We start from the raw sequence: 25,381 nt of genomic DNA on the forward strand, positions 1-25,381 counted from the left end.
ATCCGAAACAAGGGCGGCAAACCCGTGCCGCCCTGCCCGACCCGATTTCATTCAGAAAAGTCCTCCGGAATCTCCTTTGCCGCGCTCTGATAAAGAATCATCACGAGAGGAATTCTGGGCTCTGCCGTGGCGTCGGTTCGTCGTCCCGTCACCTCGCCCGTGACTTCGGTCGTATACTCCGCGACCACTTCGCCAAAGGTATTGCGCTGGATTGCCACTTTCTGGCCCGCGTTGACCTTGTCATTGACTTTGACCAGCAGTTCGACGAATCCACCGTGCGTCGACATGACTGAGTGGCCGCTGTTGCCGACGAAGGTCCCGACGTCTCGCCCAGTGCGCCCCATCGGACCCGATACGATGTTGTAGCGCTTGAGCACGTTCATCGTGCCTTCGACGAACGACGGAATCATGTCGAAATCGAAAACGCGCGCGGAACCGATCTCGGGCGTGATTGCGGGAATCCCCACGTTGATGAATGCATTGGCAAGCAGCGTGGGATAGGCGGGGTTGTCGAAGATCTGCTTGATCGGAAAAAGCTCCGCCATGGCTCGCGCCTCCGGCAATTCCATTCTGGCCAGATTGAAGGACGTCAAATCCATGCCGGTGGTGGCCGTATGAAAATCGAGTGCGTAGTCGGTGTTCGGCCTCAACAGCCGGTTGAACAGCAGTCCCGCATGCCGGCTCGGCGCGCTGCCGCCATTCTCGTTGCCCGGCCATTCGCGGTTGATGTCGATGAGGCCGATTCCAAGTGCGGAATTGGGCCATCTGCGCTCCATGGCCTCGAGCGCGGGGCGCGATACGTCGAGCACCGCCAGCACGGTGCCTGACATCTGCGCGGGGTCGAGCTGGCTTATCACGCTGTGGATGGTATGCACGGGGCTCATTTCATCGCCATGCACCCCGCTGATCAGCGCGACGCGCTTGCCCGGCTTCGCACCGTGGACAACGATCACCGACACATACCAGTTCTGCCCCGTCGGCATTTGCACGCCCTGAAAGTAGAACTTGTGTGTCTTGCCGCGCTCTAGGTCGCCGACGTCGAGCGCGCTGATGACCTTCTTTGCCTGGATCACATCGCCGGTATAAACCGTCCCGGTCCCTTGCGGGCCCCCGGCGGTCGGCGCATTGGCGCCTTGGGCATTTGCGGCCTCGCTTTGCGAGACCAATGCGGATGTTGCGCCGACCAGCGCAACGGCCTTCTTCATGAAGTCGCGACGAGCGACAACATCTTCCGATTCGTCTTGCATGATGGCGAGGTCCTGACGTAGTGGGAGAGATCAGTCAACGGCGCCTCACGGATTACCGGTTACCGCGAATGGCATTGCGACAATGCCGGCTACGCTGGCGGCCGCCTAGGCACTCTGTGGGGACTCGTGCCGCCGCCGAGTACGGCGACTGTCGGTCAGTTCAGAACATCTGCTAACGTCTGCATTCGTTTCCGGCTAGTGACTTCGAACAGGCCTCCTGCTCAGCCTTTCGAAGCTCGCCGCCAAAACCGCGCTCCCGCCTTTCGCACGTCTGCGAGGGCGCGTCGACATGCATTCTCCCCCGAAGCGCGAAAGCTTGCTTCCCCCATGCGAAAGCCCCCCTTCAGAGCAGTTCAGCTGACCCGCCGGGGCCCCTGCGGCCCACTTCAGCACGGCCGCCCCTGTCGTACGTGCGCCTTCGTACATTCCTGACCTCGCAATCCGGAACGCAGAAGCTATATTTGTAGACCTGATGTTCGGCACGCGCATCGCACGCGATGCCGCATCGGCTGAGTTAACGCACCGGGACAATAATCAGGATAGCGAACAAATATTCCGTGGATAGCGACTGAATTGCGTGTGAGGAGCCGGCGATGTCCAAAACGATAGTCTTTTGCGCGGACGGCACGTGGAACGGCCCCGAAGATCCGGCAGGAAAAGGCGACGGTGCCGCGCCTGACGCCGCGGCAGGGTGCCAGCCGGGACTGACCAATGTATGCAAGCTTTTCGCGTGGCTCGATGGAAACCTGCTGCCCGAAGGAAGCAACTGGGGTGGCCTCGAGATGGAAAAGGCCCTTGCAGACGCCAACGGCACACCCGTACAGATCGCGAAATACATTCACGGGGTCGGAAATTCCCAGCAACTGCTCGATAAAGTCGCTGGCGGCGCTTTCGGGGTCGGCGTCGTCGCTCGAATCGCGCGCGGCTATACGTATATTTCGCGCAATTTCGAGCCCGGCGACAGCATCGTGATCGTCGGTTTCAGCCGCGGCGCGTACACCGCGCGAGCCCTTGCGGGACTGATTGCGGGACAGGGTCTGCTTCGGCCGGATCTCGCCGCGATCGACGATCAGAAACGTTACGACACCGCGGTGGCAGCGTGGTATCGATGGAGACACGGCCACGAAACGACGTTCCAGAAAATCGCAGACGGCCTGACGGAGTTCTTGACGATCCATCGCGCCTTCTCCAACCCGAAGCCTTTGGATGCCAACTCGTTCGTGAACGCAAAAGTCACCGCCGTGGCGGTTTGGGATACGGTCGGTTCACTCGGCATTCCCATCTACTACGAGGGTTCCGCCATCGATCTGTTCCGGTTCTGCGATCTGACGCTGAACCCGGACATTGGCCTCGGCGTGCACGCGGTTTCGCTCGACGAGCAACGCAGACCGTTCGAACCGACCTTGTGGAATCCCAACCCGAACGTGACGCAAGCGCTCTTTCCCGGCGGTCATTGCGATGTCGGCGGCGGCTACCCCGATCACGGCCTCTCCGACGGCCCGCTAGTCTGGATCGTCGACAGGTTGCAGCACACTGACGTCGGATTGAAGTTCGCCCTTCATCCGCCCGTTGCCGTCCAGTCCAACCCCTTGGGGCCGCGACACCGCGAATGGGTAGAGGACCGTGCCTGGCTGGCCGCCGGAGTGGGACCGCGGGCGTTCCCGGCAGGCATGGTCGTCAACGACAACATACGGCAGCGGATGAACGGTCAACCCGAAGATCTTTTTGGGGCCAACGGCCAGCAGCCCAACTACTCACCGGGTAACTTGCCCGCACGCTAAGCGCAATGTCTTCCGCAGACCGAACGCTCGCAGCGCGCCCTACACTTCGAGCCATTCCTGGCGAACGCGCACATCGGCCTTTAACTGCTGCGGCGTCCCCTCGAACACGATCTGGCCGTGCCCCATGACGTACACGCGCTGCGAGATATCGAGCGCGATGGCCTGCTTCTGCTCGACGAGCAGCACCGAAATGCCGCGCGCCTTCAGCGTCTTCAGGTACTCGCCCACCTGCGCGACGACGAGTGGCGCGAGCCCTTCGGTCGGCTCGTCGATGATGATGAGGTCGGGGTCGCCCATGAGCGTGCGGCACAGCGTCAGCATCTGCTGCTCGCCGCCGGACAGCAAGCCCGCTGGCGTGTCCTCGCGCTCCTTCAGGCGCGGGAACATCCGGTACATGTCGTCGAACTGCCAGCGCGGCTTCTGGCGCGAACGGATGCGCTTTTCGCCGAGCATCAGGTTCTGCCGCACGGTGAGCGTCGGGAAGATATCGCGGTTCTCCGGCACGTAGCCGATGCCCCGGTGCGCAACCTCGAAGGTGCGCAGTCCGCGCACTTCCTCGCCGCGCAGCAGAATCTGCCCCTCGCACCGCACGAGCCCCATGATGGCTTTGGCGAGCGTCGAGCGGCCCACGCCGTTGCGTCCGAGCAAGGCGACGATCTCGCCCTCGCCCACCTGCATCTCGACGCCGTGCAGGATATGGCTCTTGCCGTAGTACGCATGCAGGTCGCGCACCTGAAGCATGGAATTCGCGGTCGCCATCAATGTGCACCTGCGGGTTCGTCCAGCGTGGTGCCCAGATAGGCTTCCTTCACGCGGCGGTTGTTACGGATGGCTTGTGGCGTGTCCGTGGCGATCACCTCGCCGTACACGAGCACCGAGATGCGGTCGGCGAGGCCGAAGACGACGCTCATGTCGTGCTCGACCATCACCAGCGTCTTGCCGACGGTGACCCGGCGAATCAGCTCCACCGCATGATCCGACTCCGAGCGGCTCATGCCCGCCGTGGGTTCGTCGAGCAGGATGACTTCGGCGCCGCCCGCGATCGTGATGCCGATTTCGAGGGCGCGCTGCTCGGCGTAGGTCAGCAGTCCGGCAAGCGTGTCGTGGCGGCCCTGCAGGCCGATCAGTTCGAGCACTTCTTCGGCGCGCTTGCGCGCGTCGCGCAATTGCTCGAGCCGATGCCAGAACGAATACCGGTAGCCGAGCGACCACAACACGGAGCAGCGCACATTCTCGAACACCGAAAGGCGATGAAAAATGTTCGTCACCTGAAAGCTGCGCGAGAGCCCCATGCGGTTGATCTTGTACGGCGGCAGCCCGCCGATCTCGACGCCGTTGAGTTTGACCGTGCCTGAACTCGGCGCCATGCGCCCCGAAATCAGGTTGAACGTGGTCGACTTGCCCGCGCCGTTGGGACCGATCAGCGCATGACGCTCGCCCTGCGCGATACTCAGGTCGACGCCGCGAATGATCTCGGTGCGCCCGAAATTCTTGCGCACGTCACGCAATTCCAGTGCGGCCGTCATACGTTGCTCCCCGCGATTTCCCGTTGCACGCCGTCCCACGCGTCGCGCACCCGCGCGCCCGCGAGGCGTCCCGCCTGTGCGCCCACGGCCCACAGCACCGCGGCGACAGCCCAGGGCTTCCACGACGCCGCATCGAAGTTCAGGCCGAAGAACGCCATGGCCGTGCCGTTGTCGCTATCGATCTGCACCTTGTAGACGAGTTCGACCGTCAGCACGAGCGCCGCAAGCAGAATCATCCCGGCGCCCAGCGCCGCCGCATAGGACGGCAGCATGCGATGCAGCTTGCGAGCCGCAATGAGAGGGACCTGCTTCATCAGCAGGCTCGACACGCCGCCCGGCACGTACATGACCACCAGCACGAAGAAAAGGCCGAGGTACAGCAACCATGCCGGCGTGAGATTGGATAACGCGACCGCGAACAGCACGAACAGGATCGAACCGATGATCGGCCCGAAGAAGAACGCCCCGCCGCCGATGAACGTCGCGAGCAGCACGCCGCCGGACTGTGCGGCGCCGACATTCTCCGCCGTCACGATTTCGAAGTCGATCACCGAGAGGCCGCCCGCAATGCCGGCGAAGAACGCCGAGAGGACCATCACGAAAAAACGTACGCGCTGCGTGTTGTAGCCGACGAATTCCGCACGCTCGGGATTGTCGCGCACGGCGTTGGCGATGCGGCCGAGCGGGGTCTGCGTCCATGCGTACATGGCGATCATCGACACGAGACACCACACCGCGATCAGGTAGTACACCTGGATCGCCGGGCCGTACGTGATGCCGAGCACCGCATGGCCAACCGTGCGATTGGTCGGCACCCCGCCTTCGCCGCCGAAGAAGCCGGGAAACATGAGCGAACTCGCCGCCACCATTTCGCCGATGCCGAGCGTGATCATCGCGAAGGTGGTGCCCGACTTGCGCGTGGTCACGTAGCCGAACAGCACGCCGAACAGCATGCCGCCGAGTCCGCCGACCAGCGGCAACATCGAAACGGGCAACGGGAAATGGTTCGCGCCGATCTGGTTGAGCACATGCGCCGCCACGAATGCGCCGAGCCCGGAGTACACCGCGTGCCCGAACGAGAGCATGCCGGTCTGCCCGAGCAGCATGTTGTACGAGAGCGCGAAGATGATCATGATGCCCATCTGCGAGAGCAATGCGATCGCAAAGCCGCTGGAAAACACGAGCGGCAGCACCAGCATGATGAGCACCGTGGCGCCCCAGATGATCCAGCGCAGCGAATGCGCGGACTGCAGCCATCCGTGGCGTTGCATGGCCGAACCGGCGCTGGCCTCAATGAGCGGTTTCATCGGTCAGCCCTCCCGCTTGCCGAGCAACCCGCGCGGTCGCAGGATCATCATGAGCACCATGAGCAGATAAGGCAGAATCGGCGCGACCTGCGAGACCGGCATGCGCAACAGCGACGAGAGCGTCGTGCTGTCCGTGACCGTCACGCCGACGAGTGAGAACAGATCGGAGAGCGAGGCATCGATCGTGACGGCGAAGGTCTGCATGATGCCGATCAGCAGCGAGGCGATGAACGCGCCCGGCAGCGAGCCCATGCCACCCACCACGGCGATCACGAATACGATGGTGCCGACCGACTCGGCCATCGAAGGCGACGTGACGAACGCGTTGCCGCCGATCACGCCGGCGAGGCCCGCCAGCGCGGCGCCGCCGCCGAACACCAGCATGAACACGCGCTGCACGTTGTGCCCGAGCGCCTCGACCATTTCCGGGTGCGTGAGCGACGCCTGAATGACGAGGCCGATGCGCGTGCGCGTCAGTACCAGATACAGCGCCACGAGCATGGCGATCGAGATGAGCATCATGAAGGCGCGATACTTCGGAAACTCCGACGTGTACACCTTGAACAGCGCCCCGTTCAGTTCAGGCGGAATGGCGTACGGCACCGCGGCCAGCCCCCAGACCAGCTTGACGCCCTCCACGATCAGATACGACAGGCCGAAGGTGAACAGCAATTCCGCCACGTGCCCGTACTTGTGCACGGTGCGCAAGCCGAAACGCTCGACGAGCGCGCCGACACACGCCACGAGCACCGGCGCCGCCACGAGCGCGGGCCAGAAACCGATCTTGCTGGCAATGGTGTAGGCGAAGTAGGCCCCGAGCATGTAAAAGCTGGCGTGCGCGAAATTGAGCACGCCCATCATGCTGAAGATCAAGGTGAGGCCCGAGGAAAGCATGAACAGCAGCAGCCCGTAGCCGATGCCGTTCAACAGAGAGATGGTCAGGAATTCCACTGCCCGATGATCCTTGTGAAGTGTCGTAGCGAGAGCACGTTCAGCCCGGGCGCTTCATCTGGCAAGTGGTCGGCTGCGTTGCCGCGGTCGGCCCAAGCTGGACGTCGGTGCGCCAGCCATAGCCGGTGTTCTCCTGGTCGTACTTTACCGTTTTGCCGTCCGCCTTGGTCCATGTCGCGATCACGAGCGATTGCTGCGCCTGGTGATCGGCGGCGCGCATCGCGACCGGACCGTTCATGCCGTCGACCGTCATGCCCTCCATGGCCTTGGCCACCTTGACGGGATCGGTCGACTTTGTCGCGTTGATCGCCTTGCTCAGCATTTCGATTCCGGCATAGGCCGTCGCCAGGTAATAGTCGTCGTTGTACTTCTTCTTGTAGCCCTCGATGATCTGCCCAACCACCGGCGGATTGTTCGCCGTGTTCGGGCCGAACACGCCCACGTACTTCACGTGGTCGGCGCCGGACGCGCCCATGGCGGTCGGCACGCCGGTCGTGCCCGCGTAGTAGGTGTAGAAGTTGGCCGTCACGCCCGCGTCCTTGCTCGCCTTCACGAGCAATGCGAGGTCGCTGCCCCAGTTGCCCGTGATCACCGTGTCCGCGCCGGACGCCTTGATCTTGGTAGCGTAAGGCGAGAAGTCCTTCACGCGCGCGAGCGGATGAAAATCATCGCCGACGATCACGATATCCGGGCGCTTGCTCTTCAGGTCCTCGCGCGCCACGCGCGAGACGTCGTGGCCAAACGAGTAGTCCTGATCGATGAGGTAGACCTTCTTGATGTCCTTGTCGCGCGCGAGGAACGTGGTGAGCGCATCCATCTTCATGTCGGCGTTGGCGTCGAAGCGGAAGTGCCAATAGTCGCACTTCGCGTTGGTCATGGCCGGGTCCACCGCCGCGTAGTTCAGGTAGACGATTTCCTTGCCCGGATTGCGCGAGTTGTACTTGGCGACCGCATCCTCCAGCGCGAGGCCCACCGACGAGCCGTTGCCCTGCACGATATAGCGGATGCCCTGGTCGGCGGCCTGGTTGAGCAGGGTCAGGCTCTCCTGCGGCGAGAGCTTGTTGTCGAATCCGAGCACCTCGAACTTCGTGCCGTTTGCCCAGTTGTGCTCGTTGGCGTATTCGGCCGTGTATTGCCAGCTATGCAGCTGATTCGTTCCGAGCGACGCCATCAAGCCTGACAGCGGATCGATGAAGGCAATCTTGACCGTTTGCGCTTGCGCGGCCCCCGCTAACAACGCCGACGATACCACCGCACCAACCAGCAACGAGCGCAACATCCTCATGGACTGTCTCCTTTGTTTGGGCATTGCTTATCGAGCGTGAATTTTCTGTCCGACCGTGCGATTTTTCGCTATATCACCACATTCCAGACGCTAATGACAGCACTCCAGGGAAATCGCTGACGCGAGCCGGCATAGCGAGTCATTGCGACTGGCTTGCGGTTAGCCTGGGTCCGTTGGCGATCGCCCAAGCGCGCGTTCGGGACCTCAGGCCCGGCGCAACCGGGGCTTGCCGCCCGCCATCCGCCGCGCAGGCTCGAGAGAAGGCGAGCGCTCGGTCAGCGCCGGCGCAGCATGATCGTCGTCGAGCTTTGCGCCCTTGAATTGCTGTCGATAGGCCACGGGCGTCAACGCTTTCGTGGCCTTGAACTGCCGGTTGAAATTCGCGGCGTTGGGAAACCCCGAGCGGGTGGCGATCACCGAGATGGGCATCTGCGTGTCGGTCAACAGCCGGCAGGCATGGCCGATTCGCACCCGCGCGATGTACTGCCCCACGCTTTCGCCCGTGTGCTGCACGAAATGCCTCGTCAGCGTGCGTTCAGAGAGACCCGCGGCTTTGGCGAGCGTCGACAGCCGCAAGGGTTGCGCGAACTGCGTTTCGATCAGCGCAAGCACCCGGTTCAGCTGCTCGGGCTCGTAGCCCGACGACGCGCCAACGCGGCCTTCGAACGCGCTGGGCGTCGCCAGCTGGGTGGCAGGCACGTCGGTCAGCCAGACGAGGATCTCCAGCACAGCAGCCAGACGCCCGCGCGGGTCCGCAGACAAAAGACGGTCCAGATAGCCGCGCATCTGCGCGCCGGCGCCTTCTTCGAAGACCAGTCCGCAGGCCGCGCGGCGCAGCAGGTTGCGCAGGTTCGCGTATTCCGGGCAAACGTCGGCGAGGCGCTGCACCCAGCCGCCTTCGAACCAGATGACGATGGCAACCTGCGAGTCCGCCGGGTCGATCGAGCGATTGGACGACCAGGTGTGCGGCATGTCCGGCGGGACCAGGACGAGATCGTCGGCGCCATAAACGGTGACCGAGTCGCCGATATAGCGCTTGCCCTGGCTGTTCATCGTCAGCGTGAGTTCGTATTCCGGGTGGTGATGCCACTCGAATGGAATGCGCGGCAAGCGCCGGTGGTAAACCCGCACCGAACAGCGGCTACCAAAGTCGACGTGCTCGTACGCTGCTTTCATGGCCGAATCTACAAAAACATTGACTTGATAATATCACCGGCCAAGGCTGCGCCGGCGTACGCTCCCATCATTCGAAATCACCAGGGTGGAGACAACGACATGGCTTTGCATATCGACGACCTGCCCGCGGCTATCCGCCAGGCCAAGCAGGAACTGCGGGAAAAGCTGCCCAACTATCAGGCCGTGTTCGCGGAGGTAGAATCGGCCATGCACGAAGAGGCGCATCGCATCGCCCAGCTTCGCGATCGGGGTGAGCCGGTCATCCCCGAAATCGCGTTCGCGGACATCGCCGGCAACCGCGTGAGCGCGGAGCAGATCGCGCACGTGAAAGCGCGCGGCGCGTGCGTCATTCGCAAGGTCTTCGACCGCTCGCTCGTGGAGCGGTGGGACAACGACATTGCCGACTACGTCGCGCGCAACGATCTCGACCGCAAGCTGCTGCATCGCGCCGAAGACAAATACTTCGGCCAGTTGGCCTCGAGCAAGCCGCAGATCTACGGCGTCTACTGGTCGAAGCCGCAAGTGCTGGCGCGCCAGTCGCCGGAACTCACGCAGGCGCGCGTGTTCCTGAACCGGCTGTGGCGTACCGAGAGCGAAGGCCGCGTGCATTTCGACCCGGATCACGTGCCGGTTTATGCAGACCGGCTGCGCCGCCGGCCGCCCGGCTCCGGGTCGCTGGGACTTTCCGCGCACTGCGACGGCGGCTCAGTCGAGCGCTGGATCGAAGCGAACTTCCGCAAGGTCTACCGCCACGTGTTCACCGGAAACTGGCGCGACTATGACGCGTTCGATGCGGCGTGGCGCACCGCGGTCGAGGAGATTCCGTCACCCGCTGTTTGTTCGATGTTCCGTACGTTTCAGGGCTGGACGGCGCTCACGCAGCAGGGGCCCGGCGACGGCACGCTGCAACTCGTGCCCATCGCGAACGCGATGGTCTACATCCTGCTGCGCGCCCTGCAGGACGACATCCCCGACGACGACCTGTGCGGCGCGATGCCGGGCCGTGCGCTCTCGATCAAGCCGGAGTATCATGCGCCGCTTTTCCACGCGCTTTCTTCGATTCCCTTGATGCAACCGGGCGACACCGTGTTCTGGCATAGCGACGTGATTCATGCCGTGGAGGACGCGCACCGCGGCAAGGGCTACAGCAACGTGATGTACATCGCTTCGGCGCCGTCCTGCGCCAAGAACGACGCGTATCTCGCGCGGCAGCTACCGAACTTCCTCGAAGGCAAGAGCCCGCCGGATTTCCCGACGGATCACTTCGAAGTCGATTTCGTCGGGCGTGCAACGGTGGCAGACCTGACGCCGCTCGGACGCGCGCAGATCGGGCTGAAGCCCTGACCATGGGTCAATCGGTCTTGTTCAGCGCATTGCGTACCGCAACGGCAAGCTCGTCGTATCGATAGGGCTTGCTGATGAGCGCGACACCTTCGTCGAGCTTGCCGTCGTGGAAAATCACGTCGCGCGTATAGCCGGAGGCAAACAGGACTTCGGCGTAATACGGCGGCCCGCTCGCGATACGAGCTAATTCGCTGCTTCGCACCGTGCCCGGCGTCACGACATCCGTGAACAGCAGGTCGAAGCGCTGGCCGCTCTGGATCAGCTTGAGCGCGCTTTCGCCGTCTTGCGCGGAGACCACCTTGTAGCCGAGCTGGGCCAGCATTTCGATCGCGGCAATGCGAACGTCGGCATCGTCTTCGACGACGAGAATCGTCTCGCCGCCTCGCTCCTGTCTCGCAACGGTCGGCTTGTAAGCGTCGTATTCCGCTTCCAGGCTTCGCGGGAAATAGAGGTTGACGGTCGTGCCCTGGCCTTCTTCGCTTTCGATGAAGACGTGGCCGGAACTCTGCGCCACGAATCCGTGCACCATGCTCAAGCCCAGTCCCGTTCCCTGGCCCTCGGCCTTCGTGGTGAAGAACGGCTCGAACACGCGCGCTTTCACGTGGTCGGGCATACCGCTTCCCGAGTCGGAGACTTGCAGGCGTACATATTCGCCCGCCGGGACGCCATCGCGCAGCGCCAGTTCGTCGTTGCCCGCATCGATGTTCGCGAGACAAACGCAGATGCGTCCGGGTCCGTCGATCGCATCGCGCGAGTTGATGACCAGATTCAACAGCGCACTTTCCAGCTGGCTTCGGTCGGCGCAGATATTCCAGCTTTCCTGCGCAGGCACGATGGCGAGTTCGATCGTCTCCGGCAACGTACGGTGAAGCATCTCGGCGATGCCTTCGACCAGCCGGACGGGATTCAGAACGGCCGGCGCGAGCGGTTGTCTGCGTGCAAAGGCCAGCAGTTGCGCGCCGAGTTTCGCGCCGCGCGACACTGCGTTGCTGACCGCCGCCACGCGCCGCTCGAGCGCGGCGTTGCCGCGCGTCGAAAGCTCGATGAGCTGCAGATTGGCGGAGATGACCTGCAGGACGTTGTTGAAGTCGTGCGCCACGCCGCCCGTGAGACTGCCGATCGCCTCCAGCTTTTGCGCCTGACGCAGCCGCTCCTCCATTGCCACGCGCGCCCCCACTTCCTCGGCGACGCGCTGCTCGAGTGTCTGGGTCAGTTGCAGCAGCGCGTCTTCGGCCACCTTGCGCTGCCTCTCCGCCAGGATTTTCGCGGTCGTTTCGAACACGATGGCAATGACGCCGGCCGGCCGCTCGTCATCTTCGAAAACCGGGCTGTAGCTCAGGTCCATCCAGACGTCTTCGGCGTGCCCCTCGCGATACAGCACGAGCTGCTTGTCCTGGAAGGCCAGCGTTCCGCCGGCGAGGCACGTATCGACGACATTGCGGTTGAACGCCGCCACCTCTGGCCAGCCGGTTTCGACCGGTTTGCCGAGCAGGAACGGATGCCGGCTGCCCGCGAAAACCGCGTAGGCGTCGTTATAGACCATCGTGCCTTCGTGTCCCCAAAGCATGACGAGCGGAGAAGGCGAGGCGAGGAGCATATTGATCGCGGCGACGAGGCTCGCCGACCACGTTTCGCGAGGGCCGAGCGCCGTGTCGCTCCAGTCGAATGCGGCGATGCGCTCGGCCATTTCGCCCGGCCAGCGGTTCGAGGGGCGCGCGATCGGCGGTGGAACTTCCTTGTTCATGACGCGACTCGGCTCCCAGGAGACGCTGGTGGAGATCGGAACTGCGAGGCTCGTGGAAATTCGAGGCTGCGCACGAGTCAGACGCTGCGCGCAATTATTGTTCCGGCTCCCGACGGGAGCCTGGACCGCCACAAAGGGTAGCCGGCGCCAAAGCGGCAGTCGGTCAGAGCGGCGTCACAGGCAGGCCAGCAAGTCTTCGAGCCGCACCGGTTTCGTCAGACATTTTTCGAAACCGGCTGCCGCCGCCCTGGCCGTGATATCCGGGTCGACGTGTCCCGATAGCAGAACGTACCGGGTATGTGACAGAGCGGGGTTGAGCCGAAGCTGCCCCACCAGTTCGCCGCCGCTCATGTCGGGAAGCTTCCAGTCCACGAGAGCGAGCTCGGGAAGGAACGACCCGGCAACGAGCAGGGCCTCTTGTCCATCGGCGGCGCATCGGGCTTGATGACCTTCGAACTCGACGAGCGCCGCGAGCGCATCTGCGACGTCGCGGTTGTCATCGACCAGCAAGATTCGTTTTGGCATCGGGCACAAAAAAATGGCAGGAGAGTGAGCGCGACACAGGCGGAACCCGCAGCGCGGTTCGCCTTCGAGTGTACCCGGATTCCGCCTATGACAAGCGCCCGCGCCATCTCACGCCAGGGTCGGAGTCCCGCATGCTCCATCACGCGAATTTCCTCGTTGTACTGAACAATGTGCTTTGCTCCGCGACAACGCGGCAAGTGCTTAACTCGTTGTTACCAATCTCGCAGCGCCGTTGCACCTGTGTCAGAGGGCGGCGCCTAGACTCGGAACCGTGCTCATCAAAAAACGCACGCAGCGTGCGAAGGAGTGGCGATATGAAGAGGACGATTCTCGGCCTGGTCCTGGGCGCAACGGCGTTGGCGGCCTCTACCGCTGCATTGGCCCACGTGGATGTGGCCGTGGGCGTTGGCGTGCCAGGCGCGGCCTATGCGGCGGCTCCCGTCCAGACCGACTGGCGGGGCGACGACGACTGGCGCGCGCGGCGTTGGCGGGAACACGAATGGCGCGAGCATGAACGTCGTGAGCACGAATGGCGCGAGCGGCAGTGGCGCGAACGCGAATGGCACGACCGCGACCGTTGGAACTACTGACGCCGGTCAGCGCAGGGCGTCCAGCAGCGCCTGAACGGGATGGCGCAGCTGGCGCCCGCGCAAGCGCTTCACCTGGCAGCGGCACGAATAACCCGTCGCGAGCAGTTCTTGCGCGCCCTGCGTCGCCGTCGACGCCGCATCGACATGCCGCGCCCACGATTGCTCGAAGATCGTTTCCGAGGTCGCGCGATTGCGCGCCTCGTGGCCGTAGGTGCCCGACATGCCGCAGCAGCCGCTGGCCGGCGTCGCGAGCGCGAGGCCTGCCGCCGCGAAGACGTCTTTCCATAGGAGCGTAGCGGCGCTCGCGTTGGTGCGCTCAGTGCAATGCGGCAGCAGTCTGAACGAGCCGGACACTCGCGGCGTTGTTGCGCACGAGCGCAATGCGCCGATCAGCCATTCCTGCGGCAACTGAACGTCGGGCACAGTTTCGATGCCTTCCACCTTGCGGTACTCCTGGCGGTACACGAGCGTCATCGCAGGATCGATGCCCACCAGCGGCACACCCGATCTGGCAAGCGCGGTCAGTTGCGCCGCATTGCGCTGCGCTGCCCGGCGAAACTGCGGCAGAAACCCCTGCACGTGCAACGGCTTGCCGTTCGGCAGATAAGGCGCGACGAAGACCTTGAACCCGAGCCGCGCGGCGAGTTCCAGAAACGCGGCGGCGACCGGCGTTTCAAAGTAGCGCGTGAACGCGTCCTGCACCACGATCACGCTGCGCTGGCGCTCGGCAACGGCGAGCTTCGAGAGGCGTTCGGCGGTTGCGACCTCCGCTCCCGAGCGGCGCAGCGCGCCACGCCATGACACCGGGCTCAACAACGGGCTATCGACAAGGCCAAGACAGCGCGCAAGCAACGACTTGACGGGACCCGCGCCCATCACCGCGTTGTAGACGGGTCTCGCTCCAGGCACCGCCGCTACGCGCGGCACCGTGAATTCGAGCGCGCCGATCAAATAGTCGCGCAGCGGCCGCCAATAGCGCGTGTGATACAGCTCCAGAAAGCGAGCGCGGAACTCGGGCACGCTCACTTTCACAGGGCACTGCCCCGCGCATGACTTGCACGCGAGGCAACCCGCCATGGCGTCATACACCTCATGCGAAAAGTCCTGCTCACCCTGGCGTTTGCGCAGGCTATTGAACATGCGCACGGGCAACGCGGCCGCGGCCGGCACCGCCGTGAGATCCGCTCCGGCATCCTGTTGCCGACGCAGCCATTCACGCATCAGCGAAGCCCGGCCCTTCGGCGAATGCACGCGCTCGCGTGTGGCTTTCCACGACGGACACATGGCGTCGTTCGGGTCGAAGTTGTAGCAGGCGCCGTTGCCGTTGCAGTGAACGGCGTCGGCATTGGCCTGCCAGACGCGCTCGTCTATGCGCCGGTCCAGTTCGCCGCGCAGCGTCGTCGCGTCGATCTTCAACAGCGCCGCACTCGCCCCCGCCGGCGTGGCGATCTTGCCGGGATTGAGCTGATTGTGCGTATCGAATGCCGCCTTGAGACGCTGCAGAGCAGGATACAAAGGCCCGAAATACTCCGGCACGTACTCCGAGCGCACGCCCTTGCCATGCTCGCCCCACAGCAGGCCGCCATACTTCATCGTCAAGGCGGTCACCGCATCCGAAATGGGGCGCACGAGTGCGACCTCGTCGGGATTGCGCATGTCGAGTGCAGGGCGCACATGGAGCACGCCGGCATCGACGTGGCCGAACATGCCGTAACGCAAACCAAAACCGTCTAGCAGTGCCCGAAACTCCGCAATGTAGTCGGCGAGATTTTCGGGCGGCACGGCCGTGTCTTCCACGAAGGGCTGCGGGCGGCTCGCGCCGCGGGCGTTGCCCAGCAGGCCCACCGCACGCTTGCGCATCGTATAGACGCGCTGGATCGCCGCTTCGCCCTCGGCGATCGTATGTCCCAGGCGCTTGACGCTCGCGTCGGCGCCCAGGTGCTCGGCGAACGCGGCCACGCGCGCGCGCAATTCGTCCACATCGTCGCCGCTGAATTCGACCATGTTGATACCGCTCGCCCCGCCTTCGATGCCTTCGTCGTCGGGGAAGAATTCGGCCACGCTTTGCCAGACGCTATCTTCGCGCGCCAGCCGCAGCACCGTGGAGTCCACGGTTTCGATCGAGAGCGGACGATGGGCCATCAACGCGCGTGCGTCGCGCAGGGCGTCCATGAAACCTTCATAGCGGATATTGACGAGCGCGGCGTGCGTCGGAACCGGCAGCGCGTTCAGCGTCGCCTCGACGATAAAGCCGAGCGTGCCCTCCGAGCCGCACAGCACGCTATTGATGTCGAAGCGCTCTTCGCCGTCACGCAAATGGGCGAGGTCGTAACCCGTCAGGCAGCGGTTCAGCTTGGGAAAGCGCTCGCGTATCAGGTCAGCTTCGCGCTCGCTGATGTCTCGCGCGGTGCGGAACACTTCGCCGACCTTGTCTTTGCGCGCACAGAGCGCCACGAGCGTGGCCTCATCGACCGGCGCGCTCGACAGGCGCTCACCGCCGACCAGGACCGTTTCCAGCGCGAGCACGTGGTCGCGCGTTTTCCCATAGGTGCAGCTGCCCTGCCCGCTCGCGTCCGTGCTGATCATGCCGCCGATGGTCGCGCGGTTCGACGTCGACAGTTCCGGCGCGAAAAAGAGTCCGTGCCGTTTCAGTTCGGCATTGAGCTGATCCTTGACGACACCCGCTTCCACTCTGGCCGTGCGCGCAACCGGATCGATGTCGAGGATCCGGTTCATATGGCGCGACATATCGACCACGATGCCTTCGGTCAGCGACTGCCCGTTCGTGCCCGTGCCGCCGCCGCGCGCCGCGACCGCCACGCCGCGAAACGCCTCGCGTCCGAGCAGGCTCGCGAGGCGTGCGACGTCATCCGCGTGGCGCGGAAACACCGCCGCTTGCGGATAGCGCTGATAGATCGAATTGTCCGTGGCCAGCACCGTGCGCGTCGCGTGAGTCGCATCCACCTCGCCTTCGAAACCCGACCTCTCCAATTCATGCAAAAATTGACGGATCAGCGGATGGTTGAATTCGCCGATGGGAAGCGGGGCAATTGTCATATCGTTCTCGAAGTCTCGCCTGGGGCGCACTATTCCCTTTCTGGCAGGTATTGTCGCGCCCCGCCCGGCACCGGGCAAACGTATATTCGTTGGGTTGATCATGAGGTTTATGAATGAATTTCCGCAAGCTCACGCCGTCCATGTCGCTGCTGCTCGCGTTCGAGGCATCCGCGCGACATGAGAGCTTCACGCGTGCCGCCGAGGAGCTGTCGCTCACGCAGAGCGCCGTGAGCCGCCAGGTTCAGGCGCTCGAAGCGATGCTCGATCTCGCGCTCTTCACGCGCGAGGGCAAGCGCATCATCCCGACGGACATCGGCCGCGCCTATATGGCCGAGATCTCGCACGCGCTCACGCTGATCCGCAGCGCGACGCTGCAGGCGCTCACCTCGAACGCGCCAAAAACGCAGTTGCGCGTGGCGACCCTGCCGACATTCGGCGCCAAGTGGCTGCTGCCGCGCCTGCACCGCTTCTATCAGGCGCACCCCGATCTGCAGATCGACCTCGACTCGCGCATCGAGGCCGCCGATTTTTCGACCCAGGACCTCGACGCCGCCATCGTGGTGGGCGACGGCCGCTGGCCTGGGGTGACGGCACACCGGCTCTACGCGGAAGAGCTGGTGCTGGTCGGCAACCTTGCCGCGTTGCCCCTCGCGCGAAAACCGAGGCGCAGGGCCGCCGCGCCAACCATCGAATCCCTCGAAGGACTCACGCTGCTGCGCGTGCGCAGCTTTCCCGACGCATGGCGCGAATGGTGCGCGCATTTCGGTTTGCCTCACGACGCGCTGCGGCCGGGCCCGAGTTTCGAACTGACCTCGCATCTGATCCAGGCAGTCGTGGCCGGTATCGGCGTAGGCCTCGTACCGCGCATGCTGGTGGAAGACGAATTGAAGGAAAGCCGGCTTTTCAGCCCGTTCGAAGCGGTGCCGAGCTCACGCTCGTATTACCTCGTCTACCCAGAGCGTGCTCAGCGCCACCCCGTGCTGGTGGCGTTTCGCGACTGGCTGCTGGAGGAGCTTTCCAGGCAGTCGTGACGTCAAGGTTGCATCGGGGCCGCTGCATACGCGTGCCGATGCTGCTGGGCGGACGCTCGGCCGGGCGCACCGCCGACGTTTTCAACGCGCAAGTGTATGAGTTCAGCGACCGGCCTTCACCGCCGGCACGCCCGCGACCAGCGCCGCGCCGCTCGCTACCAGCAACGCCGCGAGCAGATACAGCGCGTTATCCATGCTGCCCGTATGCGTCTTGATGAGCCCGATTGCCCACGGGCTCACGATGCCGCTCGTAATGCCGATACTGCTGATGAGCGCGATGCCCGCAGCGGCGGCCTTGCCCGTGAGATACGCCGAAGGGACTGCCCAGAAGATCGGCAATGCGGCAAAGATCAGCACCGCAGCGATCGAAAGAATCGCCATCATCGCGGCGAAGCTCGCGAGGTGCAGCGTGAGCAGCGCCAAGGCAATGCCGCCGCCTATCGTGCAAGCCGCGAAGTGCCAGCGCCGTTCGCCACGCCGGTCCGAGCGGCGCGCGATCCCCATGAGGCCCACCGCGCCCACCGCATTCGGAATGACGGTGTAGAGGCTGATCGCCAGCACGTCATGCACCCCGAAGTCGCGAATCATGAGCGGCATCCAGAAATTCAGCGTGAGCGACGCACAGGTCAGCGAGAAATAGATGAACGCGAACAGATAGACGCGCGGGTTGCGAAGCGCCGCCCCGAACGAACGCGTGGAATGCGCGTGATCGCCTTCGCCGTCGCGTTGCGCGAGGAGGTGGGCCTTTTCTGCATCGGTCAGCCAGCGCGCCTTCTCAGGCCCGTCCACGAGCCAGAACGCAGCCATGAGGCCGAGCAGCACGGCCGGCAGCCCTTCGATCAGGAACATCCAGCGCCAGCCGGCAAGGCCCGCCACGCCGGCCATGTCGCGCATGATCCAGCCCGAGATGAGGCCGCCCAGCACGCCCGCCACCGCCACGCCCGCGAAGAAGATCGAAAACACGGCCGCGCGGCGGCGCGCCGGATACCAGTACGTGAGATAGAGCACGATGCCGGGAAAGAAGCCCGCCTCGAATACGCCCAGCAAGAAGCGCAGCGCATAGAACTGCGTGGGGCTCGACACGAACATCATGCTGGTGGAGGCAATGCCCCACAGCAGCATGATGCGCATGAACGCGCGACGCGCGCCGAAGCGCGCAAGCAGCATGTTGCTCGGCACTTCGCACAGCACGTAGCCCACGTAGAACACGGCGGCGCCGAGGCCGTACATCGCGTCGCTGAACCCCAGGTCATGCTTCATCTGCAACTGCGCGAAGCCGATGTTGATGCGGTCGAGGAACGAGACGACGTAGCAAACGAACAGGAACGGAATGACGCGCGCGGAGACTTTCCGATAGAGCGCGTCGTCCTGCTGCGAGGGATTCTGCGCGGACGTAGCGTACGCGCGCGCGGCTTCGGACCGGCGGTCCGGGGCAATCGATTGGGGCATCTGCCTGTCTCCAAACATGACTCCGGTTCACCTGGGCGGGCCCGGGTAGACCGTTGATGCGCGGCGTCTTGCGCGCCTTGCGCGGCTCGCCCGGACACGTGGTTCGCGAATTTCCAGGCAGTGACGCCGATCATAGGTGGGGCAGGTTTAATTTGTCAATGGCGAATCGGTTCGTTTTACGCTAATGCGGGTTTGTCTTTACATGACACGGTTGATGGCGCATCGGCTCACGCTTTCGTCACACAAAAGCCGGTTCGAAACGCAATGTGCGCGCGCCAATAAAAAAGCGGCACACCGCGAGGTGCGCCGCTTCGTTACCGCGAGGGCTTGCGTGCCTTAGTGCTTCAGGAAATCGATCACCATGCGGTTGAAGGCTTCCGCATGCTCCCATTGCGCCCAGTGGCCGCACCGGTTGAACACGTGCAGTTGCGCGTTCTGCATGCCCCCGAGCAAACGCAAGCCGATGTCCATCGGCACGAAACGGTCGTCGCGGCCCCAGATCACGAGCGTGGGCGCGGCGATTTCGCCAAGGCGCGGGCCGTAGTCGCTGAACTGCTTCGGGAAGGCCGCGAGGCTCTTTACGAAGTTTTCCAGGTGGTCGCGGCGCGCGAGCATGTTGTCGAGGCGCGTTTGCATCAGCTCGTCGGTGAGCGCGCTCGCGTCGTACACGAACACGTTCATCATGCGCTTGAGGTTCTCGATCGTCGGATCGCGATAGAGACCTTGCAGCAGCTTGATGCCTTCGGTGGGCATCGGCATGAAGCTGCTCGGGCCGCCGGTGCCGCCGCCCATCAGCACGAGCTTGCCCACGCGTTGCGGGTTCGCCAGTGCGAACGCAACGGCGCTATGGCCGCCCATCGAATTGCCGAGAATATGCACGCGCTCGATGTCGAGCACGTCGAGCAGGCCCTTGAGCACGCGGCCGTTCAGGTCCGAGCGCGAGCTCGTGCAGACGATCGGGTCGCTCTTGCTCCAGCCCGGGCAGTCCATCAGGATCACGCGGTAGCCGGCCGCGACGAGCGGTTCGACGTTGCGGTTGAAGTTGGCCCAGCCGCTCGCGCCCGGACCCGAGCCGTGCAGCATCACGACGGTTTCGGCGCCAGCGCCTGCGTCGTTGTAGTGAATCTGGAACTCGACCTCGCCGTCCTTCACGCGCGCGAACCTGCTCGTCGAGGCTTCGGTGATTGCTTGTGCCGTATCCGTCATGATGACCATCCTTTAAAACGTATTAACCCATGCGGAAGAAGGCGCATGCCTTCTCCCCTTCACATTCATGCGCCCTGTGCGCCCAACGCGCTGCGCTGCCTGAAAGCACCCACCACGCTGAGCGCGGCAAGCGCCGCGATCACGACGAGCGGAATGCTCGAGCCCACCAGCATCGACGGGCTCTGGCCGAGTGCAAACAGCTGACCCGCCACGAGCGGCCCGAGAATCGACCCCAGACGCCCCACGGCCACTGCCGCGCCCACACCCGTGCCGCGCACTTCAGTGGGGTACGCATGGCCCGCGAGTGCGTACAGCACCGACTGGCCGCCCACGATAAAGAAGCCGCACAGCAGGCCGCCTACGGCCGTCGAGCTTGCGCCGCCCGCGCTTGCGAGCACCGTGAGCGCCACCACGATGCCGATGTACATGCCGATCACCGTGCCGCGGCGGCCGAAGCGATCCATGATCGTTGCGATCGCAACGGCGCCGATGCCACCGCCGATGTTGAACAGCATCAGCACGAGATTTGACTGCACGCGCGTGAGGCCGCGTGCGAGCACCATCGAGGGCAGCCAGTTCATCAGGAAGTACAGCACGATCAAGGTGCCGAGGTAGCTGATCCACAGCGCAATCGTGGTACGCGCGCGGCCTTCTTGCCAGAGCGCTTGGGACACGCTCGGCGCGCCTTCCTGCACGACCTTCGAAGCCTGCGCGGCGACGAACTGCTGCGACTCGCGCAGGAACACGCCAAGCAGCGGCACCATCACGATCGGGCCGAGACCGCCAACGTAGAACACATGGCGCCAGCTCGCGTCCCCCGTACCGAGCATGCCGATGACGGCGGCAATCGCCGCGCCGAACGGCATGCCGCAGTACATCGCGCCCACTGCCGTGCTGCGCTGCCGCTCGCCCGCTGCCTCCGAGCACAGCGCGATCAGGTTCGGCATGGCCGCACCGAGACCGAGACCCGTGAGCAGACGCGCGACGAGCAGGCTCTCGAAATTCCACACCATGGTCGTGGCGAGCGAGAAAAGCCCGAACAGCGCCACCGACCACATGAGCACGCGCTTGCGGCCAAGGCGGTCGGCAAGCCGCCCGCCCAGCGCCGCGCCCGGCAGCAGGCCGATCGCGCCCGCGCTGAACGCCCAGCCCATTTGCGCGACGGCGAGATGAAACTCTTTCGCCATGCGCGGCCCGGCTACGCCCGCCGATTGCAGGTCCAACCCTTCGAGCAGCGCAATCGCCAGACACAGGGCGATGGTTGCCTTGCTGCTCGTTCCACTTCCTCCAGCACTACTGTTTCGCGACGTCATAAAAAGTCTCCATAGGTATATGCGAGCCACTCTTTCCGGCGGCTATAAGTGGCAACGCCGCGCACCACCCGAAGGCGATGCGCGGCGTGCTTGATCAGGACTGCAATGCTTGCTGGCGCTTCTTCAGATCGAGCGCCACGTCGACGATCATGTCTTCCTGGCCGCCCACCATCCGGCGCTTGCCCAGTTCGACGAGAATATCCACCGTCTTCAGGTCGTACTTCTTCGCGGCCACTTCCGAGTGGCGCAGGAAGCTCGAATACACGCCTGCATAGCCGAGCGCGAGCGTTTCGCGGTCCACGCGAACCGGGCGGTCCTGCAGCGGGCGCACGATGTCGTCGGCGGCATCCATCAGCGTGTAGAGGTCGGTGCCGTGGTTCCAGCCCATGCGTTCCGCAGCGCCAATGAACACTTCGAGCGGCGCGTTGCCTGCACCTGCGCCCATGCCCGCGAGCGAGGCATCGACGCGGTCGCAGCCTTCCTCCACCGCCACGATCGAGTTCGCCACGCCCAGCGAGAGATTGTGGTGCGCGTGCATGCCCGTTTGCGTTTCGGGCTTGAGCACGGCCTTCACTGCGCGGAAACGGTCTCGCACGTCGTTCATCGTGAGTGCGCCGCCCGAATCCACCACGTAGATGCAGGTCGCGCCGTAGCTTTCCATCTTCTTCGCTTCGACGGCGAGGTTTTCCGGCGTGGTCATATGGCTCATCATCAGGAAGCCAACCGTGTCCATTCCCAGTTCGCGTGCGTATTCGATGTGCTGCTTCGAAATGTCGGCTTCCGTGCAGTGCGTGGCCACGCGCACGATGCGCGCGCCCGCGTTGTACGCGGCCTTCAGGTCGTGAATCGTGCCGATGCCGGGCAGGAGCAGCGTGGCGATCTGCGCGTGCGTGACGACGTCGGCCACCGCCTCGATCCATTCCAGGTCGCTGTGCGCGCCGAAGCCGTAGTTGAAGCTGGAGCCTTGCAGGCCGTCGCCGTGCGCGACTTCGATGCTGTCCACTTTCGCCTTGTCCAGCGCGCGGGCGATGTCCTGCACGTTCTGGATCGAGTACTGATGGCGGATGGCGTGGCTGCCGTCGCGCAGCGTCACGTCGGAGATATAGAGTTTCTTGCTCATGGTCTTATCCCTCCACGCTCAGAAGCGTCTGCGCCATGCGTTCGGCGGTGGCGAGCGCGGCGGAAGTCATGATGTCGAGATTGCCTGCGTATGCGGGCAGATAATGCGCGGCGCCTTCCACTTCGAGGAACACCGAGGTCTTCAGACCGCTGAACCTGCCGAGGCCCGGAATATTCAGGGGCGCGTTCGCGGGAATCTCGTCGAACTGCACCTTCTGCTTCAGGCGATAGCCCGGCACGTACGCGTGCACCTTCGCGACCATCTCTTCGATGGACTGCTCGACCTTCTCGCGGTCGGCCATCTCGGAGAGGGTATAAACGGTGTCGCGCATCATGACGGGCGGCTCGGCCGGATTCAGCACGATGATGGCCTTGCCCTTCGCCGCACCGCCCACCACTTCGATCGCCTTCGACGTCGTCTCGGTGAATTCGTCGATGTTGGCCCGCGTGCCGGGGCCCGCCGACTTGCTGCTGATCGAGGCGACGATTTCCGCGTAGTGGACCTTCGCGACGCGCGACACGGCCGCAACCATCGGAATCGTGGCCTGGCCGCCGCACGTCACCATGTTGACGTTCGTCGCTTCGATGTGTGCGTCGAGGTTCACGACCGGCACGCAGTACGGGCCAATGGCTGCGGGCGTCAGGTCGATGATGCGGATCGACGGCTTGAGCGTGCGCAGCAGCGCGTCGTTCTTCACATGCGCGCCGGCGGAAGTCGCATCGAACACGAAGTCGATGTCGTTGAACACCGGCAGGCGCGTAAGGCCTTCGACACCTTCATGCGTGGTCGCGACGCCAAGCCGCGCGGCGCGCGCGAGACCATCGGAGTTCGGGTCGATGCCGACCATCGCCGCCATCTCCAGATGCTTGCTGTTGCGCATGATCTTGATCATCAGATCCGTGCCTATGTTGCCGGAGCCGATGATCGCAACCTTGAGTTTTTCGGAAGCCATATGAATTCCTGTATCAGGCGGAAAAAGTCGCGCGAACGCTGCCGAGGCCTTCGATCTGCGCGGTGTACGTGCCGGGTTCCTTCACGGCGACCATGGGTCCGAGTGCACCCGTAAGCACCACGTCGCCCGCACGCAGCGGCGTGCCGAGCTGCACCATGCGGTCGGCAAGCCACACGGCGGCGTTGAGCGGGTTGCCGAGACAGGCGGCGCCGTTGCCGCGCGAGAGCACTTCGCCGTCGCGCGAGAGTTCCATCGCGCACCCTGTCAAGTCGATCTGCGAGAGCGGCACCGGGCGGCTGCCCACCACGAAGCGCGCGCTCGAGGCGTTGTCGGCCACCGTATCGACGAAGCGGATGTCCCAGTTCTGGATGCGGCTGTCCACCACTTCGATGGCTGCGAGCGCATAGGCGCTGGCGCGCAGGATATCGACGAAGGTGTGCTTTTCGAACGTGAGGTCGTGCTCCAGCACGAGCGCGATTTCCGCTTCCACCTTCGGCTGGATCAGTTGCGAGAGCGGAATCGCTTGCGCGTCGCCGTAAGCCATCGACGCGAACAGCGCGCCGAAGTCAGGCTGATCGACACCCAGCTGCTTTTGCACCGCAAGCGACGTGAGACCGATCTTGCGGCCCACGATGCGCTCGCCGGTCGCCACTCGCAGATCGACGTTGGCTTGCTGGACAGCGTAGGCGGTGGCGATATCGTCCAGGGCGATCTCGCCGCGCACCGGCTCGATCACCTTGCGCGAGGCTTCGGCTTCGTAGAGGCGCGCGGCAAGCGCCGCGACGAGTTTCGGTTCTGACATGTTGATTCTCCGGAGTCCGTACTGTCCTATCAAGCCGCGTCGGGCGTGGCATGCATGGTGGCGAAACCCGCAATCCACTCGGGAATTTCGCGGTAGTAGTCGAGCGAAGCGCGATACGGGCCGTAAGCGGCCAGCACGCCGAATGCCGCGACCCACGTGCGAATCTCGTGCGCCGACTTGCCGCCGTCACGCGTGATAGCCGCGTTCGTCATGCCGTCCACGGAAGTCAACTCGCCCGATGCAAGGCGCGCGAGGAACGCGCGGTCCCATTCGGGATTGAGCGGATGCAGATGGCTGTCGCCCGCCGTGAACGATTTCGCCGCGGCCACAGTGCGCGCCTGACGTGCCGCGCGCGAATCCGCCGAGGGATTGCGGCCCGCGATCAAACGTTCGGCCACTTCCGGCGTCGCGCCGAACAGCTCCGGCACCGGCGGCTCGTGCGAAATGCCGCCCGAGCCCACCACGAGCACGCGCGTGTCGCTTCGCGAGAAGAAGCGGCCAATCGCGTCGCCGAGCAGTCGTGCGCGGCGCAGCGTCGCCATGGGCGGCGCCACGGAGTTGATGAACACCGGAATCACCGGATAACGGTCGAGAGCGCCCGTGAGCACTTCCAGCGCCTGCGCGCAGCCGTGATCGACCTGCATGCGGTACGAGAGCGCCACGTCGATATCGGCGGCGAGCACGCTTTCGGCGAGCTTGTGCGCAAGTGCTTCGGGCACCGGCAGCGTTCCGGCCATGCTCTTGAAGTCGCCGATCGCATCCGCGCGCGCGCCGATGCAGAACGGCGGCATCACGTCGTAGAAGAAACCGTTGAAGTGATCCGGTGCGAACGCAACGATCACGTCCGGGTTGAAGGCTTCCACGCGTTCGCGCGCGGCGCGGCCGACCCGTTCGACTTCCGCCACCACGTCAGGCAGCGGATCGAAATAGCCATGCAACGGCGTATGCGACAGACATTCGAGGTGAATCGGCATG

The 25,381-nt window shown here is 64.2% G+C and carries 21 protein-coding genes; 4 read left to right on the forward strand and 17 right to left on the reverse strand.

Translation table 11 applies throughout. From position 1 onward, the window contains the following. Window positions 1-47: 47 nt before the first annotated feature. On the reverse strand, window positions 48-1,247 hold the full coding sequence (locus BFD71_RS01180) for a M14 family metallopeptidase (RefSeq protein WP_069261453.1): 1,200 nt from the start codon (window positions 1,245-1,247) through the stop codon (window positions 48-50). Window positions 1,248-1,840: 593 nt separating this feature from the next. Between BFD71_RS01180 and BFD71_RS01185 the strand changes: the two genes are divergently transcribed. Then, window positions 1,841-3,028: a DUF2235 domain-containing protein gene (locus BFD71_RS01185; protein ID WP_069261454.1), complete on the forward strand. Its 1,188-nt coding sequence runs from the start codon at window positions 1,841-1,843 to the stop codon at window positions 3,026-3,028. A gap of 39 nt (window positions 3,029-3,067) precedes the next feature. On the opposite strand, the gene BFD71_RS01190 is transcribed toward BFD71_RS01185, so the two are convergent. From BFD71_RS01190 to BFD71_RS01215, 6 genes are all read right to left on the reverse strand, one after another. Beyond that, window positions 3,068-3,787, reverse strand: a complete 720-nt coding sequence (locus BFD71_RS01190) for an ABC transporter ATP-binding protein (RefSeq protein WP_069261455.1) — start codon at window positions 3,785-3,787, stop codon at window positions 3,068-3,070. Beyond that, the gene (locus tag BFD71_RS01195) at window positions 3,787-4,554 is read right to left on the reverse strand and encodes an ABC transporter ATP-binding protein (protein ID WP_069261456.1); all 768 of its coding nucleotides are present in this window, start codon (window positions 4,552-4,554) and stop codon (window positions 3,787-3,789) included. The genes BFD71_RS01190 and BFD71_RS01195 overlap by 1 nt, the downstream gene beginning before the upstream one ends. Further along, window positions 4,551-5,825 (reverse strand): branched-chain amino acid ABC transporter permease, encoded by a 1,275-nt coding sequence (locus BFD71_RS01200; protein ID WP_069261851.1) that lies wholly within the window; start codon window positions 5,823-5,825, stop codon window positions 4,551-4,553. Before BFD71_RS01200 ends, BFD71_RS01195 begins: the two co-directional genes overlap by 4 nt. Before the next feature lie 39 nt (window positions 5,826-5,864). Beyond that, window positions 5,865-6,812, reverse strand: coding sequence for a branched-chain amino acid ABC transporter permease (locus tag BFD71_RS01205; RefSeq protein WP_069261457.1), 948 nt, complete (start codon window positions 6,810-6,812; stop codon window positions 5,865-5,867). A 40-nt stretch (window positions 6,813-6,852) separates the two neighbouring features. Then, the gene (locus tag BFD71_RS01210) at window positions 6,853-8,097 is read right to left on the reverse strand and encodes a branched-chain amino acid ABC transporter substrate-binding protein (RefSeq protein WP_069261458.1); all 1,245 of its coding nucleotides are present in this window, start codon (window positions 8,095-8,097) and stop codon (window positions 6,853-6,855) included. Window positions 8,098-8,301: 204 nt separating this feature from the next. After that, window positions 8,302-9,273, reverse strand: coding sequence for a helix-turn-helix domain-containing protein (locus tag BFD71_RS01215; protein ID WP_069261459.1), 972 nt, complete (start codon window positions 9,271-9,273; stop codon window positions 8,302-8,304). Window positions 9,274-9,372: 99 nt separating this feature from the next. On the opposite strand from BFD71_RS01215, the gene BFD71_RS01220 reads away from it, so the two are divergent. Then, a complete protein-coding gene (locus tag BFD71_RS01220) occupies window positions 9,373-10,617 on the forward strand; it encodes a DUF1479 domain-containing protein (protein ID WP_069261460.1) in 1,245 nt (414 codons plus the stop codon). Between the two features lie 7 nt (window positions 10,618-10,624). Here the strand turns inward: BFD71_RS01220 and BFD71_RS01225 are convergent, their stop codons facing one another. Both BFD71_RS01225 and BFD71_RS01230 read right to left on the reverse strand, forming a co-directional pair. Continuing rightward, the gene (locus tag BFD71_RS01225; RefSeq protein ID WP_069261461.1) at window positions 10,625-12,361 is read right to left on the reverse strand and encodes an ATP-binding protein; all 1,737 of its coding nucleotides are present in this window, start codon (window positions 12,359-12,361) and stop codon (window positions 10,625-10,627) included. Window positions 12,362-12,535: 174 nt separating this feature from the next. Beyond that, window positions 12,536-12,871: a response regulator gene (locus BFD71_RS01230; RefSeq protein WP_069261462.1), complete on the reverse strand. Its 336-nt coding sequence runs from the start codon at window positions 12,869-12,871 to the stop codon at window positions 12,536-12,538. 329 nt (window positions 12,872-13,200) lie between these two features. On the opposite strand from BFD71_RS01230, the gene BFD71_RS01235 reads away from it, so the two are divergent. Then, on the forward strand, window positions 13,201-13,476 hold the full coding sequence (locus BFD71_RS01235; protein ID WP_069261463.1) for a hypothetical protein: 276 nt from the start codon (window positions 13,201-13,203) through the stop codon (window positions 13,474-13,476). 6 nt (window positions 13,477-13,482) lie between these two features. Here BFD71_RS01235 and ydiJ read toward each other — a convergent pair whose 3' ends face one another. Further along, window positions 13,483-16,533 (reverse strand): D-2-hydroxyglutarate dehydrogenase YdiJ, encoded by a 3,051-nt coding sequence (gene ydiJ, locus BFD71_RS01240; protein WP_069261464.1) that lies wholly within the window; start codon window positions 16,531-16,533, stop codon window positions 13,483-13,485. Window positions 16,534-16,646: 113 nt separating this feature from the next. Between ydiJ and BFD71_RS01245 the strand changes: the two genes are divergently transcribed. Further along, a complete protein-coding gene (locus BFD71_RS01245) occupies window positions 16,647-17,564 on the forward strand; it encodes a LysR substrate-binding domain-containing protein (RefSeq protein ID WP_069261465.1) in 918 nt (305 codons plus the stop codon). Window positions 17,565-17,666: 102 nt separating this feature from the next. Here the strand turns inward: BFD71_RS01245 and BFD71_RS01250 are convergent, their stop codons facing one another. The 7 genes from BFD71_RS01250 to BFD71_RS01280 all read right to left on the reverse strand — a co-directional run bounded on the left by BFD71_RS01250 (window position 17,667) and on the right by BFD71_RS01280 (window position 25,380). After that, the gene (locus BFD71_RS01250; protein WP_083244987.1) at window positions 17,667-19,013 is read right to left on the reverse strand and encodes an MFS transporter; all 1,347 of its coding nucleotides are present in this window, start codon (window positions 19,011-19,013) and stop codon (window positions 17,667-17,669) included. A 336-nt stretch (window positions 19,014-19,349) separates the two neighbouring features. Then, window positions 19,350-20,219, reverse strand: coding sequence for an alpha/beta fold hydrolase (locus BFD71_RS01255; protein WP_069261853.1), 870 nt, complete (start codon window positions 20,217-20,219; stop codon window positions 19,350-19,352). 65 nt (window positions 20,220-20,284) lie between these two features. Continuing rightward, window positions 20,285-21,532: a 3-(3-hydroxy-phenyl)propionate transporter MhpT gene (gene mhpT, locus BFD71_RS01260; RefSeq protein WP_069261466.1), complete on the reverse strand. Its 1,248-nt coding sequence runs from the start codon at window positions 21,530-21,532 to the stop codon at window positions 20,285-20,287. Between the two features lie 94 nt (window positions 21,533-21,626). Next, a complete protein-coding gene (gene dmpG, locus BFD71_RS01265; RefSeq protein WP_069261467.1) occupies window positions 21,627-22,652 on the reverse strand; it encodes a 4-hydroxy-2-oxovalerate aldolase in 1,026 nt (341 codons plus the stop codon). 4 nt (window positions 22,653-22,656) lie between these two features. Then, window positions 22,657-23,604 carry an acetaldehyde dehydrogenase (acetylating) gene (locus BFD71_RS01270; RefSeq protein ID WP_069261468.1) on the reverse strand — a complete coding sequence of 316 codons (948 nt, stop codon included), beginning with the start codon at window positions 23,602-23,604 and terminating at the stop codon, window positions 22,657-22,659. 13 nt (window positions 23,605-23,617) lie between these two features. Next, on the reverse strand, window positions 23,618-24,406 hold the full coding sequence (gene mhpD, locus BFD71_RS01275) for a 2-keto-4-pentenoate hydratase (RefSeq protein WP_069261469.1): 789 nt from the start codon (window positions 24,404-24,406) through the stop codon (window positions 23,618-23,620). Window positions 24,407-24,435: 29 nt separating this feature from the next. Beyond that, the gene (locus BFD71_RS01280; protein ID WP_069261470.1) at window positions 24,436-25,380 is read right to left on the reverse strand and encodes a 3-carboxyethylcatechol 2,3-dioxygenase; all 945 of its coding nucleotides are present in this window, start codon (window positions 25,378-25,380) and stop codon (window positions 24,436-24,438) included. Between the last annotated feature and the right edge of the window lies 1 nt (window position 25,381).

This window comes from Paraburkholderia nodosa, assembly GCF_001718195.1.
In the GTDB taxonomy this organism is placed as follows: Bacteria; Pseudomonadota; Gammaproteobacteria; order Burkholderiales; family Burkholderiaceae; genus Paraburkholderia; species Paraburkholderia nodosa_A.